The organism is Bacillus sp. URHA0034, from assembly GCF_056280405.1.
Map to the genome: position 1 here is coordinate 5,091,950 of NZ_JBWCDK010000002.1, position 17,643 is coordinate 5,109,592.

The following is a 17,643-nucleotide window of genomic DNA, read 5'->3' on the forward strand; positions in this document are numbered from 1 at the left end:
ATGAAAAGGATAGCCGCTATAAAAAAGACCTACTTTTTTTCTAAAAAAGTAGGCTGTCAATTTATTTAGTTACGGTTATAACCCGGTAGCTGAGAGTATCTTGGTATTTAATAACGATATTCCCATGTTCATTCAAAATGTGAAAAAGTTCAGGTTCAAAGTCCTTGGAGAAGTTGAATTCTGGTGTTTGATTTCCATGACTCAGGGGTGGATTTTGAGCGTTAATTTCAATTTGATGGAAACCCGCAGCGTTTAAGAGGCGTATCCAGTCTTCCTCAAGCAATAAGGTGTCGACCGCGTAGAAATTCATGATCTCGGTGGCTTCCTGCTTATTCACAGGGCGGTTAATCGTCATTTCGTTTGCAATTAAACGTCCGCCTTTTTTTAATACTCGGTAAAATTCATTAAGAGCTTTTGGTTTATTTACGAAAGCTAACACGGACTCTGATAAAATAAAGTCAAAGGTTTGATCAGCAAACGGAATTTCCTCAATGGAGCCCTGTACTAAAGAAATGGGAAGCTGCAGCTTGTCAAAGCGGCTTTTAGCTTTTTCTACCATAATTGGATTGATTTCTAAACCAATTACGTTTGCTCTATAGTGTTGATATAAGTAAGCGGCTGTTTGGCCAGTGCCGCAGCCAGCATCTAATATAACGGATTGACCATTAATCTTTTCATTTGAAAGAATGTCTTGTGTAAGAAGGATTCCACCTGGATGGGCACCCCCAACACCGAATTTTGCTAAAAAATCAAAATAAGTTAAGCTTCCCATAGACACCACCCATTTTCTTTTAAGCCATTGTATGTAAAAAATGGTTCGGTGGTTCATTTCAATTCAAATATAAAAAAACCCAATTGTTAAAAACCAGTAACCCACGCATGTTTTGCTTCACATAATTTTTTTAGTATCGTACAAATTAAGCAAATAGAGGGAGAGTTTTTAACTTCTATACTATGCAAAGGGGTGCTTAAGATGAGAAAAATTACAAAACAAACGTTTTTCAAATTGTTTACTCCTAAACAGAAAAGCAGAATGCCATTATGGGCATCACTTATCGGACTAGGGTTAAGTGCTGCAGTATTTGGGTTAACAAAAGGGAAGCGTAGAGAATTTGCACTTCCTTTTCAAAATGTAATGAAAAACTTTTCAGAAAAAACAAACCTGCCTAACTTAAATGTAATGGACAATGCAGCTCTCACCGAGTTTTCTGAGGAGCTAACGGAAAGTGCATTAAATAATAAACAGTAAAAATCACCAAAAAGCCCGCTGTTGATTCAGCGGACTTTTTTAATATGGCCTATATGGAATTTTCTTTGGCTGGTATTCAATAAAATCTGAAGAGTAGAGATTAATAATTAATAAATGCCCAAGTGTTTTTGCTCGGATCAAGATGGGCTCTTTATACGGATTTTTAAAGACAAAATCAGGTCCATACCAACTAACCGTCGCGTCGCGTCCAGGCGGTATATACGGCACCTTTCTTGTATGTGAAAACCTTTGGACAATTTTAAGGCCTGCACTATCTACAGCGTTAAAAAGAGTGGATGATACTTGACAAATGCCTCCGCCAATATCCTCAGAAAACTCTCCTCTTACGATAACAGGGGCCTTCAAATAACCTTTTGAGGCTGTTCTCTTTCCAACCACTTTGTTAAAAGAAAAGGTTTCCCCTGGAAAGATGACATAATTATTAATCGCCTTTGTTGCTAAATCGATATTATTGGTCCGTGTTTTGTTTCCTGGGTTAAAGGACGTAACATATCGGCCAATTCGCATACTACGGATATCAGCGAGTAATTCACTGTCCACTTTTGGATAAACAGATAACATCGGAATTTCTAATCTTCCTGACCGGCGGGAAAAAAAATAAGCATACAGTTGTTCCGTAAAAGCTTGACGGTGAATTTGCGAACCAATCTTTTCTGCAACAATCTCACCATTTAAATCAATAGATGCATTTTCAGGCTTTATTGAGAAGTGCTTGTCCAGGTTATCTAAGAATTGATTATACTTCTCGCCATCAATGAACGGCAAATCTGTATAGGGATAGGAGAAATCCTCCTGTTTAATGGTTGTCACATGGATCCCGTTTTTTGTTATGACTAAATGATCGGGAGCGATTATAGGTTGTGATGTTAAGATAATGCCTAAAATGCTTGATAATATCATTAATTGCACGCCTCCTCATTATAATATAAGTAGAAAATTCACTTTTCATGTAGAAAAGCGAAGAGAAGTTAAACACAAATAATTTAGTTATTTTATTACTTTACAAATTTTAGAAAATGTTTTATTATCATTATTAATAATGATAATAAAAGAAAGGGCCAAATATAATGGTAAAAGAATCAACCGTTGATGTAATATTGCATCCAATTCGAATGAGAATCATTCAGTCCTTAATAAACCAACAAACGACGGCACAACAATTGAAGGAATTACTTCCTGATATACCCCAAGCATCCTTGTATCGCCATTTAAAAAGACTAGTAGAGGCAGGGGTTATCCATATCATTGATGAGATACCAAATCGAGGGACAATTGAAAGGGTGTATTCGCTTCAAGACCCTGCTAAGGCAACCATATCTGCAGATAAACTTAACAGCTTTACAAAAGATGAGCATTTGGATTTATTTTTTAAATTCTTGGCTAACATCATGGGGGAATATGAACGCTATTTAAACCAAGATAAAATAGATTTAGTACGAGATGGGGTATCATTCAGGCAGACTTCTGTATTTTTAGATGATAAGGAGTTTGCACAATTTATTCAGGATTTATCTCAGGTTTATGCAAGGGTGTCACAAAACAAGCCGGAAAAGGGGAGAAGAAGGAGAACACTAGCGACCATTATTATTCCTGAACAGAAAGACGAAAAACAATAGGGGGAAAACCAATGACAACCATCGAGCGAGAAGTAACAGTACAAAGTGAAGTCGCTTTAAAGGGGACACTTTGTATACCGGTGATTAGAACTGAAAAGAGCCCTGCTGTCTTAATTATCAATGGATCGGGAAAATTAGATCGTAATGGGAAAATAAATAAAAAAATGGACTTACAATTATATCGACAATTAGCGGAATTTTTAACAGCGATGGGATTCATAAATCTAAGATATGACAAACGCGGTGTAGCTGCTAGTGAAGGGGATTATTTAGCAACGGGTTTATGGGATTTAGTAGCTGATGCCCAAGCTGCTGTTCGATTTTTAAAGAACCTTCCTGAAGTAGATCCTTGCAAGGTGATTGTGTTAGGACATAGTGAAGGAGCCACGATTGGTACAGCACTGGCCGTAAGAGAAGAGCTTGGTGGCTTAATCCTATTATCAGGGGCAGTGGAGAGAATTAGCGAAGCTATTAAGCGGCAGAGAGATCTTGCTGCAGATGATATTTTAAATGAAAAGGGGTTCCAAGGATTCCTGCTTCGTTTATTTGGAGCGCATAAAAATGTAGAGAAACAAGCTCAAAAGTATATCAAAAAGGTACAAAACTCAACTAAAGATGTCATAAAGGCTGGTTTTGTTAAGATAAACGCCAAGTGGATGCGTGAACATTTTGCTTATAATGTCAGAGAGGATTTAGCAAAGGTAACCTGTCCAGTCTTAGCTGTTACTGGGGCTCGTGATGTTCAAGCTAATCCAGCGGTCTTAAAAGATTTGCCAGCTTACGTTAAAGGTGAGTCTGAATATCATGTGGTGGAAAATATGGGGCATTCCTGCAAACTAATTACACGCACCTCCACGATGTTGACAGTGAAGAAAGATGTGATCGCAGAGGGAAATTTACCTATTCATCCTGAGCTTGTTGAGCTGCTTAATCATTGGCTGCAAGATCACTTTGTCAATACTCCGAATGATAAAACCATCTTTGCCTAATCATTAATTCGGCCGTCACAGTGACGGTCTTTTTTTAATGAAAAAAGTTGAAATTTATAGTATAGTAGCAGGTGATAACAAACTAATAGAAAAATGCTAGCTAAAGCTAGCATTAAAAACAGGAGAATAAAGTCATGAATGATAGCGAAAGAATTCAATTAAATGTAAGAATCACGAAAGAAACCTCTGCTAAACTAGATGAAATCGTCGAATATTATCAACAGGGTCTAAAGCTAGGCAGGATTTACAAAGGTGACGTTTTAACAGACATTATTGAAAAATCATATGAGGTCATGAATAAACAGAAAAGATCTTTCAAACGGTACTAAGAAAAAAGGTAGGATTTTTCCATCCTTTTTTTTTGCAAATTTTTTTAGAATATTTAGAAAAGAAATTGAATAATTAAGTTTTGCAGGTATAATTGTACATATAACATACTAACTGGTTAGTATTGCTCAGGTGTGGAAGGAATGATGGGGAGAGGGCTGGTTTTGATGAAATTAAACGGAAAAACAGCTATTGTTACTGGCGGTGGCAGTGGAATCGGCCGGGCGGCGGCTCTTCGTTTTGCAAAGGAAGGTGCCAAGGTCGTTGTAGCAGATATCGATTTAATAGCTGGGGAAGAAACTGTTAATTACATACTTAAGCAAGAAGGGTCATCCATTTTTGTAAAAACTGACGTAGCTGATCCAGTGCAAATCAAACAATTAGTCGAAGCGGCTACTGGAACATTTGGTGGTTTACACATCATGTTCAATAATGCAGGGATCGGGAATTCGGAAGTAAGAAGTGTGGATCTGCCTGTCGAGGAATGGGATCGAGTCGTTGATATTAACTTAAAAGGTGTTTTTCTTGGCATTAAATATGCAGTACCTGCATTAATCAAGTCAGGCGGAGGTTCCATAATTAACACATCAAGTCTATTGGGCTTAAAAGGGCAAAAATTTGTTTCCGCTTACAATGCCTCGAAGGCTGGGGTAGTGGTCCTGACACAAAACGCTGCACTTGAATATGGAAAATATAATATCCGTGTAAATGCCATTGCACCTGGAGTGATTGATACAAAAATTATTGATAATTGGAAGCAGAACGAACGGAAATGGCCGATTATTTCACGAGCCAATGCCCTTGGAAGAATTGGTACACCGGAAGAGGTAGCCAATGCGGTGTTATTTTTGGCATCCGATGAAGCATCCTTTATAACAGGAACAACGCTATCAGTTGATGGAGGAGGATTGACGTTTTAAATTTGAGTGAAGAAAAAGAATGTGGAGGGGACTTATGAGTCAAAACAAAGTTTGGTTGGCGCACTATCCTGAGAGCATAGAAAAGACGATTACTCTACCTGATATTGCGATGGGTCAGATTCTACAAGAGACAGCCGCAAAATTTCCCACTAATTACGCCCTTTCTTTTTATGGAAGAAAAATTACCTACGATCAGCTAAACAAAATGACACAAAGCTTCACGTCTTCCTTACAAAAAAATCAGGTAAAAAAAGGTGACAGAGTAGCAATCATGCTCCCTAACTGCCCGCAATATGTCATTTCATATTATGGAATCCTAAAAGCTGGAGCGATTGTTACACAAGTGAATCCAATGTCGGTCGAGAGGGAATTGGAATACATTTTGAATGATTCAGGTGCTGAGACCATTATCGTCCTCGATACCTTATATCCAAGAGTTAAAAGTGTACAGCTGCAGACAAACTTGAAAAATGTCATTGTGGTAGATATACAGCCGTCCGGCCAAGATTTTCCTCCAGATCGAAGCTTTGAAAGCTTCCTAGGTGAGGGCGATGGAACCATTACTCCAATTACGTTTGAGCCTGAACATGATGTGGCAGTACTCCAGTATACAGGTGGAACAACAGGCCGTTCAAAAGGAGCGATGCTGACTCACCGCAACGTTTTGGCCAATGTCCTCCAAAGCTATGAGTTTTTTAAACACGAATTTGAAATTGGAAAAGAAAAGTGCTTAACCGTCATTCCACTTTTTCATGTATTTGGGATGAGTTCTTGTATGAATCTCTCAATCTATACCGCTGCCGAATCGATCATGTTGCCCCGTTTTGAATTAGAAGAGGTTCTAAATACCATAAAAAATGAACAACCGACTATGTTCCCCGGGGTTCCCACGATGTATGTGGCGATCACAAGTCATCCTCGCGCAGAGGGATATGACATTCATAGCATTAGAACCTGTAACAGCGGCAGTGCCCCGATGCCCGTTGAATTGCTGCGTAATTTTGAAAGGAAGACTGGCTCGAAAATCCTTGAGGGTTATGGTCTTTCTGAAGCATCACCCACGACGCATTGTAACCCGCCATTTGCGGAACGAAAACCTGGAAGTGTTGGGATTGGCATGCCTTCAACAGAATACAAGATTGTCGATTTAGCAACAGGGACGGATGAGGTTCAGGTTGGTGAGTTAGGCGAAGTCATTATTAAGGGACCGCAAATAATGAAAGGGTATTGGAACCTGCCGGAAGAAACTGCTCATACACTCCGTGGTGGCTGGCTCTATACCGGTGATATTGGCAGAGTGGATGAAGATGGCTATTTATATATTGTGGATAGAAAGAAAGATTTAATTATCGCCAGTGGCTATAATATCTATCCACGTGACATTGAAGAAGTATTATATGAACATCCAGCCGTACAGGAAGCGGTTTGTATTGGGGTCCCAGACCCATACAGAGGCGAAGACGTGAAGGCAGTAGTCGTCCTGAAAGCTGGAAAAACAGTAACAGAGCTTGAAATCATTCAATATTGTAAGCAAAACATGGCTGCTTATAAGGTGCCCCGCATCGTTGAATTTCGCGATCAGTTACCGAAAACAGGTGTAGGGAAAATTCTTCGACGAGCTTTAAGGGAAGAAACCATGAAGAACTAGCTCCAAATTCCTTTAAGAACACATATTGTCGTAAAGGAGAGATCAAACTTATGGTATAATTTGAGTAACTTCTAACAGAATGAGAGGACATAACGGTGAAGGAAAAAATAACGGAACAAAGCATCCGCTTATTTGAAAAAAAAGGATTCAGTGAAACTTCAATTCAGGATATTGTCGATTCCCTTGGAGTAACAAAGGGGACATTTTATTATTACTTTTCAAGTAAAGAAGAATTATTAATGGATATACATCGCGGCTATATTGATGAATTATTGGTCCAATTAGAGCGGATTTTTAACGATCCAAACATGAACTATAAAGAAAAACTATTTGAAGTAGTGTTTATGCTCCTTTCGGATATTAAATCCCGAGGGTCTGCTGCGAAAGTCTTTTACCGGGAATTAACCAATTTGAATGATGAGCATTCCACTGTAATTATTTCGAAGCGTGACCAGTTCCGCTTAAATATTGAGGCGTTAATAAAAGCGGGTATTGAAAACGGAGAATTTCGTCCGGAAATTAATGCTTCCATTATTACATTTGGAATCCTAGGAATAACAAACTGGAGTTATCAATGGTTTAACCCAAATGGTAGCTGCTCAGATCGTCAAGTTGCCGAAATTTTTGTCGAAATGATTTTAAAGGGTATCCAAGTGAATGGCTAAATCAAAAAGGAGAGGGTTATTTTTTACGAATTCCCTCTTTTTTTGAGAACTATATACTAACCGGTTAGTATGGGGGATGTACTTCAAAAACAGCTGGATAACTATCTAATCATGAATTTTGCCTGAAAAAGTCGGAATCTTCAAATATGATAGGAGGACTTTCATGCCACGTCAAATGAATAAAGATACGATTCCAGTTCGCCAAGGTGAAGAATTGGATTTGACTGTTTTGGAGAAGTTTTTGCGACAAAATATTGATACATTACCGGGCGGACAGCTGGATATTTTACAGTTCTCGGCAGGTCATTCCAATTTGACTTATCAGATTAAAATTGGAAATTGGGAAGCCGTGCTAAGACGCCCACCGCTCGGACCTGTGGCACCAAAAGCTCATGATATGGGGAGAGAATACAAAATTCTCTCTTCATTGAATCCGATTTTTTCCGTTGCTCCAGGGCCGATTCTTTATTCAGAGGACCCAGCAATCGTTGGGAGTCCATTTTTTATCATGGAAAGAAAAAATGGCATGGCTATTGATACTTCATTTCCCGAAGGGGTTCAAGTGACGAGTGAGCTCTGCCGTCGCCTGTCACAGATAATGGTCGAAAAATTGGTGGAATTACATGAAATTGACTACAAACAGACAGCTCTTGCCGAGATCAGTAAACCGGAAGGCTTTATGGAAAGGCAAGTCTATGGTTGGATCGGAAGGTATGAGCGTGCTAAAACGGATGAGATCCCTGTGGTTGATGGACTAAAAACATGGCTGATGAATCATATTCCTAAACAGTCAGATGCTGCGGTTATCCATTATGACTATAAATTTAATAATGCCATGTTTAATGAGGACCTAACTGAAATGGTCGGACTGTTTGATTGGGAAATGACCACGGTTGGCGACCCATTGGCAGACCTTGGTGTGGCAATGAGTTATTGGAATCAGGGAAACGACTCTGAACTTTTGATTAATGGGCTAGGGAAAGCTCCTGTTACGGCTGTCCACGATGGTTTTTTTACAAGAAAGGAATTTATTGAACAATACGCCCAAAAAAGCGGCAGGGATATTACCAATTTCAATTTTTATTTAACCTTTGCCTACTTTAAGCTCGCTGTGATTGGGCAGCAAATCTATTATCGTTACAAAAAGGGGCAAACCAGTGACACTCGTTTTGCAAAGTTTAACCACTTTGTAAAAAATTTAATGTTGCATGCCGCACTTGTGTCGAAAGAAAAGCTTTAATAATGAGGGAGCGGAATTGGAATGACAAAGATTCACCTTCTGATGAAAAAAGAAGACATTAAAGAAGAAAAAATGGCAGAGGGAAATAAAATAGCTGTGGTCTTAGACGTTCTGCTGGCGACCACAACCATTGTATCTGCATTAAAGGATGGGGCAAAGGAAGTCATTCCTGTTTTGCATAGCTTTGAAGCATTGGGAGTTGCAAAAAAGTTCGCCCAGGGGGAATATGTTTTGGCCGGCGAGCTTGATGCAAGACCAATAGATGGTTTTGTTTATCCAAGTCCAACCTTAATTAGTGAGGACATTAAAGGGAAGACATTAATTTTGTCTACTACTAATGGAACCGTCGCTTTAAGAAATTCAGCTCAGGCAGAAAAGGTCTATATTGGTTCGCTTCCCAACAATCCTGCGGTTGCCAGTTCACTGCAGCACTGTTTGGATGATCAAACCATCCTCATTATTTGTTCCGGTAATTCAGGGGAAACGAGTTTAGAGGATTTTTATGGCGCTGGTCATCTAATAGATTGTCTGCAAAAACAAGGGAAATATGATTTAACGGATGCGGCTAAAGCAGCCCTATATTTTTACCGCAGTCAGGATGATTCCTATGAAGTATTGCTAGATTCATACGTTGGCAGACTACTAGACAAACATAACCAGCACTCTGACTTGAAGGTTGCTGCTGCAAAAGGAATTACCTCGATTGTTCCCATTTTAACCGAGGGGAAGGTAACGGTCGAACCAAGTTTGTCCCGCAAAATTGATTAAACGCTGGGTATGTTGGTTTCCAATTAATAAAGTAGGACTTTCACATATTATCAATCTAATTGAGAGGAAGATGAAAAATGACACAAGAACATTTAATAGTTGAAAAACTTGGTCCAGTCTTATCATTAACCTTAAATCGTCCAGAAAGCCTAAATGCTTTTAGCCCTGAGATGATTTTGGGAATAAAGGAAGCCCTCCACCAAGCGCAACATGAGGAAGATATCCAAGTGATTGTTTTGTCCGGAGCGGGGCGTGCATTTAGTGCCGGCGGTGACGTCAAAACGATGGGGCAGGCAAAAGGAGTTCAGGTTTACGAACATATTGGCAAACTGAATGAGCTGATTTTATTAATGAAAGAAACAGAAAAGCCTATTATTGCAGCCGTTCATGGCTTCGCGGCCGGTGCAGGTGTTAATTTAGCCTTGGCGTGTGATCTAATTTTAGCAGCAGAAGGAAGTAAGTTTGCCTTAAGTTTTTCTCAAGTGGGTCTCATTTCCGATGGCGGAGGGTCCTATTTACTTCCAAGACTGATCGGGCCCCACTTGGCGAAACAATTCTTTTTTACTGCCGAGCCAATCCCGGCCGAGCGCCTATACCAGTTAGGGGCGATTAACTACCTAGTCCCACTCGAAAAACTCCAAGAAGAAACAACCAAGTTGGCTTTAAAATTGGCACATGGTCCTGGTAAGGCTTATGGAAAACAGAAAAAACTCATTGATCAGGCGTTTACCTCCACGCTTGAAGAAATCCTCGAACAGGAGCGTTTAATTCAAACAATAATGGTGGAAACGGAAGACCATCAAGAAGGAATAGCAGCATTTAAGGAAAAAAGAAAACCAACCTTTAAAGGAAAGTAGGAGTGAGTATATGAAAGCAATACAGCTAAAACAATATGGTGGACCAGAAGTTTTAAACCTCGTCGATATTGAAAAACCGGTTCCTCAAGGACATGAAGTTTTAATTGAAATTAAAGCAATCGGTGTTAACTATGCAGATACGGCCCGCAGGGAAGGACAGTATGTGGTGAAAACACCACTTCCATTTATTCCAGGAGCAGAAATTGCCGGAGTCGTTACAGCAGTTGGTGAACAAGTAACTAAAATAAAGCCTGGTACGAGAATTGTGACCTTAATCGAATCAGGAGGCTATGCCGATTTTGCCATTGCAGACGAACGTTCAGTCATTCCTATTCCCGAACAATTAGATTTCCACACTGCTGCCGCACTGCCACTCCAAGGTCTAAGCGCCTATCACATTTTAAAAACAATGGGCCGTTTGGAAAAAGGGGAAAGTGTCCTCGTTCATGCCGCTGCAGGGGGTGTCGGAACCATTGCAGTGCAGCTTGCGAAATTGTTTGGGGCTGGAAAAATCATTGCCACCGCAAGTTCAGAAGAAAAGTTAGCCTTGGCTCGTGAAATGGGAGCGGATGTTCTAATAAACTATACAGAGCCCGATTGGGAAAAGCAGGTACTTGAGGCAACCGGCGGCAAGGGTGTGAATGTTGCACTCGAAATGGTCGGCGGTGAGGTCTTTAATAAAACCGTTAAATGTTTAGCCACATTTGGCCGCTTAGTTATTTTTGGAGCAGCAAGCGGCGAACAAAGCCGGTTCTATCCTTCATCCCTCATGGCGAGAAATCAATCCGTGATTGGATTTTTCCTCCCGCAAATCATGAGAAAACCAGAACTGCTTCAGCCGAGTTTAGTAGAATTATTCTCTTATCTTGGCCAAGGAAAATTAAAGCTGACTATTGGTGGTGTGTTTCCATTAGTGGAGGCGGCTAAGGTTCATAGTTTATTACAATCACGAAAGACCCAAGGCAAATTGATTCTAGAACCATAAACAATGCAACTAGTGTAACTTTTGATCCACTAATTAATTGAAACGGAAAGGGAGATCCCAGTCAATGAATACAGTTGAAACCGTTACAGGTCCAATCCCAGTTGACAAACTTGGAAAAACGCTTATTCACGAACATTTTATTTTTGGCTACCCAGGATTTCAAGGGGATGTTACACTTGGTGCATTTAATGAAGAAGAAGCCTTAGAAGCTGCCATTGGGATTGCGAGACAGATGCAAAGCTATGGTGTCCAATCCGTTGTCGATCCTACCCCAAATGAGTGCGGCCGGAATCCTCTGTTTTTACGAAAAATTTCGGAAGCCACTGGCCTGCAAATTATTTGTGCGACTGGTTACTATTATGAAGGCGAGGGGGCAACTCCATACTTCAAATTCAGACAGGGATTAGGGACCGCAGATGAGGAAATTTATCAAATGTTTAAAATTGAAATTACAGAAGGCATCGCCGGGACGGGAATCAAGCCGGGGATTATTAAATTAGCCTCGAGTAAAGATGGAATCACCGAATATGAAAAAATGTTCTTCCGGGCTGCTGCACGGGTTCAACAGGAAACAGGAATTGTCATTTTAACGCATACGCAAGAAGGCACGATGGGGCCTGAACAGGCAAGAATGCTGATTGACCTTGGAGCAGATCCGAACAAAATCATAATTGGACATATGTGTGGAAATACCAACCCTGCCTACCATAAGGAAGTTATGGACCAAGGGGTTAGAATCGGTTTCGACCGTTTTGGAATTCAAGTCCTAGTAGGGGCACCACTTGATCAAGAACGGGTTGCCACGTTAATTTCCCTTTTGGAAGAGGGGTACGAGGACCAAATCTTATTAGCCCATGACAGTGTGAATATTTGGCTTGGCCGGCCGCCTGTAATGAATGAGCAAGTAATGAAAATTATGGAGAACTGGCATCCTGGCCATATTTTTGACAATATCCTGCCAGACTTACGAGAGAAGGGCATAACCGAAAAACAAATCGCTAAAATGCTGGGGGAAAATGTGGAATCGCTATTTGCCGGTGCGGTTTTAAAAGTATAGTAAAGGAGTAAAGGAGGCTTGAACATTTCAAGTCTCTTTTTCGTGTTCTAGGAAATTTGTTCCTGAAAAAACTTAAATATTAATAAACTATGAACAAACTCTTAATTAAAATGTAATTATTGGGCAGAAGGTTGGATATGCAAAAATTTTCGTATAAACTAAGAAAAAAGAGTTTTTTTGCTAGGGGATGTTAACTGTGAAAATATTAGTGATTGAAGATAATAAAAGTGTCTGCTCCATGATTGAGATGTTTTTTGCTAAGGAGGGTATTGATGGCGAGTTTGTTAACGATGGATTAGAAGGGTACAACCGCTTTAAGACTGAAACATGGGACGCCCTGATTATTGATTGGATGCTTCCAGGGATGGATGGGGTTACCATTTGCCGGAAAATTCGCGAAGAGAAGTTTACCATTCCAATTATTATGTTAACTGCGAAGGATAGTGAATCTGACCAGGTACTAGGTCTGGAAATGGGTGCGGATGATTATGTCACGAAGCCTTTCAGTCCGTTAACCTTGATGGCCAGAATTAAAGCCGTAACACGCAGAGTTCATAATCAAGAGCATAAAGAGCAAGACAATTTCATAAAAACGGATCATTTTAAGATTAATAAAATAACGAGAGAAGTGTTTGTAGACGATACACAGGTGACAAATTTAACACCGAAAGAGTTTGACTTACTCTCCTATATGGTGGAACACCCTCGTCAAGTGTTTTCTCGTGAACAATTACTAGAACGTGTATGGGGATATCAGTTCTACGGAGATGAACGTACAGTGGACGTTCACATTAAACGTTTGCGGAAAAAGGTGGAAACTACGTTACAGCCTTTCTTCCATACCGTTTGGGGAGTAGGATATAAATTCGATGATGCACTCAAAGCAGATGAAGTTTAAATATTTTTATCAGCAGTTTTTTAGTCATATTAGTATTATTATCGTTGCATTTTTATTGTTAAGTACATTATTTGCTCATTATGTCGAAAACCTGATCTATGAAAATAAATCGGAAGAACTAATTTCATACGGCAAGGCGATTCTTTCTGATTTAAAAGAGGCTGCACCTATAGACTCAGATGATGTGCTTAATCAATACAGCAATGTATTGGCAGCGAGGAAGATGAGTTTTAGTATGTTTGATCAGGATGGTCACCTTTACTTAGTTAATAAACATGGACCTGCCATTAAAAATTTATCTCAGAAGGAATGGGATCAAGTAACGAAGGGGAAGACATTAATTGTTCAAAGTGACTTTAAACGATTTGGGCAAGAAGGGGTCACCTTTGTTGTATTACCATATATAGAAAACCAAAGATTCTTTGGCGGTGTCCTGTTAACGTCGCCTATCAGCGGTTCAAGTAAGATGATTCAGCAGCTAAATAAGTATTTACTATATACTATTTTCATTGCTTTTGGTGTCTCCTTTTTACAAAGTATGTTGTTATCAAGAATTCATGTTCATCGGATTAAGCGGCTCCGAGAGGCAACATCACAAGTATCTGTGGGGAATTATCATGTCAAAGTTAATTCGTCCAATTTCGATGAAATAGGTGAATTAGCTAATGATTTTAACCATATGGTGAATAAAATTAATGAATCAATGCTAGAAATTGAAAGTCTTGAAAATAGAAGGCGACAGTTCATGGCGGATGTTTCCCATGAAATGCGCACACCTTTAACGACGATCAGCGGTGTCATTGAAGGGCTGAAAAATGATATGATTCCCGAAGAAGATAAGGAACGGGGAATTAATTTAGTGAGTCAAGAGGCGAAAAGGCTGATTCGACTTGTCAATGAAAACCTGGATTTTGAAAAAATACGGTCTAATCAAATCAAATTATTTAAAGAAGAAATTCAATTATTAGAAGCGCTGGAAATTATTCAAGATCAGTTGAGTATGTTAGCGGAAGAGAAAAACAACCACATTATCGTAGAGGCTGAACCTGAGTTAATGGTACTGGCTGATTATGACAGGCTTATTCAAATATTGATTAATATTACAAAAAATAGTATTCAATTTACCGCTAACGGGACGATTTGGCTGCGCGGAAAAAAAGAAGCTAATCTCACCATTATTGAAGTAGAGGATACGGGAATTGGGATAGATTCAAAAGAAGTTGAAAACATCTGGCGTCGTTTTTATAAAGCAGATATTTCAAGAACCAGTACGCCATATGGTGAATTTGGATTAGGTTTGTCGATTGTAAAACAATTAGTTCTTCTTCATAACGGTGAAATAGATGTTACGAGTGAAAAAGGAAAAGGAACCAAATTTACGATTCGCTTAAAAAATGAATAACCGAAAAAGCTGCGGACTGTTCCGCAGCTTTTTCATGTTTTTAAACAATTTTTCTTAAACTCGTTAAAGTTTGTTAATAATTTGTTAAGATTTGTGAGTTAAAGTATAGACAAGGTAAGAAATAGATTAAAGGAGATCGATGATGATGGACTTCAATAATAAAAATGAAAATGAATTCAATAACTATCAACCAAACTCATCTGAGATGAACAATAATACAAATCCACAAGAACCATCACTTGAAAAAATGAAGGACGACAGCCATGCAGAGAATAGTGTGAATGCTGTAGATGAGATTTTCTCAGTAGAGTCCAACAATGGCAGAGACTATGAAGATCATAGGGAAAAAAGATTAGCAGAAGAAAGGGTTGTACCTCCTATGGCAGAACAAACTCGTACCAATCATCAGCCGGAAACAAAAAAACGGAAGGCAAAAGGATTTGTTTCCACGATTGCAGCGGGTGTTATAGGTTCAGTTCTAACACTAGCTGTTTTACCACATACTGATTATTTGCAAAACTTTAATCAAAATGGCCAAGATCAAGAGGTTAGCAGTACTACGAGTAATAATACTGTTAAACCAGTAACAGCGCAGCCAACAGCAGTATCGACAAATTCCGTTGCAGACACGGTAGAAAAACTGTCGAAGGCGATTGTTGGTATTGTAAATTATCAACAGCAGCAGCAACAGCAATCGACTGATTTTTGGGACAATTCAGATTCAAGTTCAAATTCTTTCCCGGATCCAAACTCATCACAAAGTGTTGAAACCGGCTCCGGCTCAGGAGTAATTTTTCAAAAGAATAATAATATCGCCTATATTGTAACCAATAATCATGTGGTCGAAGGGGCTTCTAAGCTTGAAATTTCATTATATAATGGCCAAAAGACAACTGCTGAAGTGGTGGGAACCGATGCATTAACTGATTTAGCCGTCTTAAAAATTGATGCTAAATATGTGACTACTACAGCAAACTTTGGGGATTCAAGCAAATTAAGACCTGGTGACACGGTTTATGCAATTGGAAATCCACTTGGAATCGATTTATCCAGAACAGTAACGCAAGGGATCGTAAGTGCCACTAACCGTTCGATTTCCATGTCAACCTCTGCAGGCAATTGGGATACAAATGTTATTCAAACAGATGCAGCGATTAATCCAGGGAACAGCGGTGGTGCTCTCATTAATACCCAAGGTCAAGTGATAGGTATTAACAGTTTGAAAATTTCCGAAACCGGGGTGGAAGGGCTAGGTTTCGCAATCCCAAGTAATGATTTTATTCCGATTGTGAACCAACTAATTAAAAACGGTAAAATCGCTCGTCCTTATTTAGGTGTCGGCCTAGCTGACTTAGACCAAGTGCCGCAGATGTACTATCAAAATCTGCCTCAGAATGTGACAAAAGGTGTTTTGGTTATGAATATTGACAACAATTCAGCCGCAGCGAAAGCAGGATTCCAGCCTAAGGATATCATAGTATCCATGAATGGAACTCAGATAGCAAATTCAACTGAACTAAGAAAATATCTATATTCAAAAGTGAAGACAGGCGACACGATTAAGTTTGAAGTGTATCGTGACGGAAAACTTATCACATTAACTGCAAAACTAACAGCACATTCGGAAGGATAAGGTAAAATAATGACATGGATCAAGAAAAATAAACGAATGACCGCGCTTATTTTGGCGTTCATCGTTGCTGCAGGTGTCTTTCTAACCTTTACCCTAACCAAGGATGAGGCCGTGGCAAAGTTTAATGGTGAGTCCATAAGCAAGGACGAACTGTACGATAAAATGGTTGAACAGTATGGCTCGGCGACCGTTGATCAAATTATTAGTGATAAAATTGTTGCTGCAGAGGCAAAAAAACAAAAAATTACGGTTTCAGCTAGTGTAGTCAATAAGGAAATTGATAAATTAAAAGCGCAATATGGTGGAGATGACGCCTTTAATCAGGCGCTTGAGAGCAATAATACCACTCTTACTACTGTTAAAAACGATTTAAAAAATTATCTTATCTTAAAGAAACTTATGGAACCAGATATTAAAATTACTGATGAAGAAATGAAAACCTATTTTAATGAAAACAAAGATTCATTTGCGACAGCAGAGCAAGTAAAAGCCAGCCATATTCTTGTTGCAGATGAGAAAACGGCAAAGGAAATCAAACAAAAATTGGATAATGGAGAAGACTTTGCTGCATTAGCCAAAAAATACTCGACGGATGAAGGAACAAAAGCCAAAGGCGGCGAGCTTGGTTACTTCGCAAAAGGAACGATGGTAACAGAATTTGATAACGTCGCTTTTTCCTTACCGGTAAACACCATTAGTGATCCTGTAAAGACAGAATACGGGTACCACATTATTAAAGTGGAGGCTAAAAAGGCAGCACAAGCAGCAAACTATGAGGACAGCAAGGCTCAAATAAAAGAAACATTATTTGACTAGAAAGTCGATTCTCAATATCGAACATGGCTGGACAGTAAGAAAAAGAGCTATGATATTGAAAATACATTAAGCAAAGAAGCATAACCCAACAACCAAGAGGTGGACAAAAGTGAATCGGGTAGGGAAACATGCAGCCAGCAGTACAGGAGATGACCTTGAACTAATGAATATGGTCTTTGAATTGCCTGAAAAGGATAAAATGATCATGTGGTCAGAAGGATATATTGACCAAGTTATCGACAAATTACCTGAGTATGCCCGTGATACGTTGGAAAATCGTAAGGAAAAGTGGGAAGATTCAAAAGCTTATTATGAGAATCAGTTGAAAGAAATTGTCAAACAGAAAGAGTTTAAATTAAAAATAAAGGGCGAACGAAAGGAGTTCGCCCTTTTCGTCATGGAGCGTTATCCAGAGTTACAATCCTTATTATTTTTAATATATGATGATCATTTGAAGGATGACGACCTGCGGAAATTTGTATACCGCAGAAGGTTTAGCTCAAGAAAAAAATATCTTCACTGAGGCGAATTCAAAACTTTATGACAAGTCTG

General features: G+C 39.3%; 19 protein-coding genes. 17 read left to right on the top strand and 2 right to left on the bottom strand.

Annotation, left to right across the window (positions count from 1 at the left end; translation table 11 throughout):
• Positions 1 to 61: 61 nt before the first annotated feature.
• A complete protein-coding gene (locus ACZ9EE_RS26720) occupies positions 62 to 772 on the bottom strand; it encodes a class I SAM-dependent methyltransferase (protein WP_476031620.1) in 711 nt (236 codons plus the stop codon).
• A 201-nt stretch (positions 773 to 973) separates the two neighbouring features.
• Between ACZ9EE_RS26720 and ACZ9EE_RS26725 the strand changes: the two genes are divergently transcribed.
• Positions 974 to 1,249, top strand: coding sequence for a hypothetical protein (locus ACZ9EE_RS26725; RefSeq protein ID WP_476031621.1), 276 nt, complete (start codon positions 974 to 976; stop codon positions 1,247 to 1,249).
• A gap of 39 nt (positions 1,250 to 1,288) precedes the next feature.
• Here the strand turns inward: ACZ9EE_RS26725 and ACZ9EE_RS26730 are convergent, their stop codons facing one another.
• Entirely contained in the window at positions 1,289 to 2,170 is an 882-nt protein-coding gene (locus ACZ9EE_RS26730) for a VanW family protein (protein ID WP_476031622.1), read from the bottom strand.
• A 167-nt stretch (positions 2,171 to 2,337) separates the two neighbouring features.
• On the opposite strand from ACZ9EE_RS26730, the gene ACZ9EE_RS26735 reads away from it, so the two are divergent.
• The 16 genes from ACZ9EE_RS26735 to ACZ9EE_RS26810 all read left to right on the top strand — a co-directional run bounded on the left by ACZ9EE_RS26735 (position 2,338) and on the right by ACZ9EE_RS26810 (position 17,614).
• Complete coding sequence (locus tag ACZ9EE_RS26735) at positions 2,338 to 2,886, top strand: helix-turn-helix domain-containing protein (RefSeq protein ID WP_476031623.1); 549 nt, start codon at positions 2,338 to 2,340, stop codon at positions 2,884 to 2,886.
• A gap of 11 nt (positions 2,887 to 2,897) precedes the next feature.
• Entirely contained in the window at positions 2,898 to 3,875 is a 978-nt protein-coding gene (locus ACZ9EE_RS26740) for an alpha/beta hydrolase (RefSeq protein WP_476031624.1), read from the top strand.
• 134 nt (positions 3,876 to 4,009) lie between these two features.
• Positions 4,010 to 4,204, top strand: a complete 195-nt coding sequence (locus ACZ9EE_RS26745; RefSeq protein ID WP_476031625.1) for a hypothetical protein — start codon at positions 4,010 to 4,012, stop codon at positions 4,202 to 4,204.
• A 165-nt stretch (positions 4,205 to 4,369) separates the two neighbouring features.
• Positions 4,370 to 5,122, top strand: coding sequence for an SDR family NAD(P)-dependent oxidoreductase (locus ACZ9EE_RS26750; protein ID WP_476033111.1), 753 nt, complete (start codon positions 4,370 to 4,372; stop codon positions 5,120 to 5,122).
• 34 nt (positions 5,123 to 5,156) lie between these two features.
• Positions 5,157 to 6,770 (top strand): long-chain-fatty-acid--CoA ligase, encoded by a 1,614-nt coding sequence (locus ACZ9EE_RS26755; RefSeq protein WP_476031626.1) that lies wholly within the window; start codon positions 5,157 to 5,159, stop codon positions 6,768 to 6,770.
• Between the two features lie 95 nt (positions 6,771 to 6,865).
• Positions 6,866 to 7,435 carry a TetR/AcrR family transcriptional regulator gene (locus tag ACZ9EE_RS26760; RefSeq protein WP_476031627.1) on the top strand — a complete coding sequence of 190 codons (570 nt, stop codon included), beginning with the start codon at positions 6,866 to 6,868 and terminating at the stop codon, positions 7,433 to 7,435.
• 163 nt (positions 7,436 to 7,598) lie between these two features.
• Positions 7,599 to 8,675 (top strand): phosphotransferase family protein, encoded by a 1,077-nt coding sequence (locus ACZ9EE_RS26765; RefSeq protein WP_476031628.1) that lies wholly within the window; start codon positions 7,599 to 7,601, stop codon positions 8,673 to 8,675.
• A gap of 21 nt (positions 8,676 to 8,696) precedes the next feature.
• On the top strand, positions 8,697 to 9,443 hold the full coding sequence (locus ACZ9EE_RS26770; protein ID WP_476031629.1) for a 2-phosphosulfolactate phosphatase: 747 nt from the start codon (positions 8,697 to 8,699) through the stop codon (positions 9,441 to 9,443).
• A gap of 77 nt (positions 9,444 to 9,520) precedes the next feature.
• Positions 9,521 to 10,300, top strand: coding sequence for an enoyl-CoA hydratase/isomerase family protein (locus ACZ9EE_RS26775; RefSeq protein ID WP_476031630.1), 780 nt, complete (start codon positions 9,521 to 9,523; stop codon positions 10,298 to 10,300).
• A 10-nt stretch (positions 10,301 to 10,310) separates the two neighbouring features.
• Entirely contained in the window at positions 10,311 to 11,285 is a 975-nt protein-coding gene (locus tag ACZ9EE_RS26780; RefSeq protein WP_476031631.1) for a quinone oxidoreductase family protein, read from the top strand.
• 64 nt (positions 11,286 to 11,349) lie between these two features.
• A complete protein-coding gene (locus ACZ9EE_RS26785; RefSeq protein WP_476031632.1) occupies positions 11,350 to 12,342 on the top strand; it encodes a phosphotriesterase family protein in 993 nt (330 codons plus the stop codon).
• A 196-nt stretch (positions 12,343 to 12,538) separates the two neighbouring features.
• Entirely contained in the window at positions 12,539 to 13,240 is a 702-nt protein-coding gene (locus ACZ9EE_RS26790) for a winged helix-turn-helix domain-containing protein (RefSeq protein ID WP_476031633.1), read from the top strand.
• Positions 13,230 to 14,642, top strand: a complete 1,413-nt coding sequence (locus ACZ9EE_RS26795; protein ID WP_476031634.1) for an ATP-binding protein — start codon at positions 13,230 to 13,232, stop codon at positions 14,640 to 14,642. The genes ACZ9EE_RS26790 and ACZ9EE_RS26795 overlap by 11 nt, the downstream gene beginning before the upstream one ends.
• Before the next feature lie 145 nt (positions 14,643 to 14,787).
• Positions 14,788 to 16,275, top strand: a complete 1,488-nt coding sequence (locus ACZ9EE_RS26800) for a S1C family serine protease (protein WP_476033112.1) — start codon at positions 14,788 to 14,790, stop codon at positions 16,273 to 16,275.
• A gap of 9 nt (positions 16,276 to 16,284) precedes the next feature.
• A complete protein-coding gene (locus tag ACZ9EE_RS26805; RefSeq protein WP_476031635.1) occupies positions 16,285 to 17,091 on the top strand; it encodes a peptidylprolyl isomerase in 807 nt (268 codons plus the stop codon).
• A 109-nt stretch (positions 17,092 to 17,200) separates the two neighbouring features.
• Positions 17,201 to 17,614: a hypothetical protein gene (locus tag ACZ9EE_RS26810; protein ID WP_476031636.1), complete on the top strand. Its 414-nt coding sequence runs from the start codon at positions 17,201 to 17,203 to the stop codon at positions 17,612 to 17,614.
• The last annotated feature ends 29 nt before the right edge of the window (positions 17,615 to 17,643 follow it).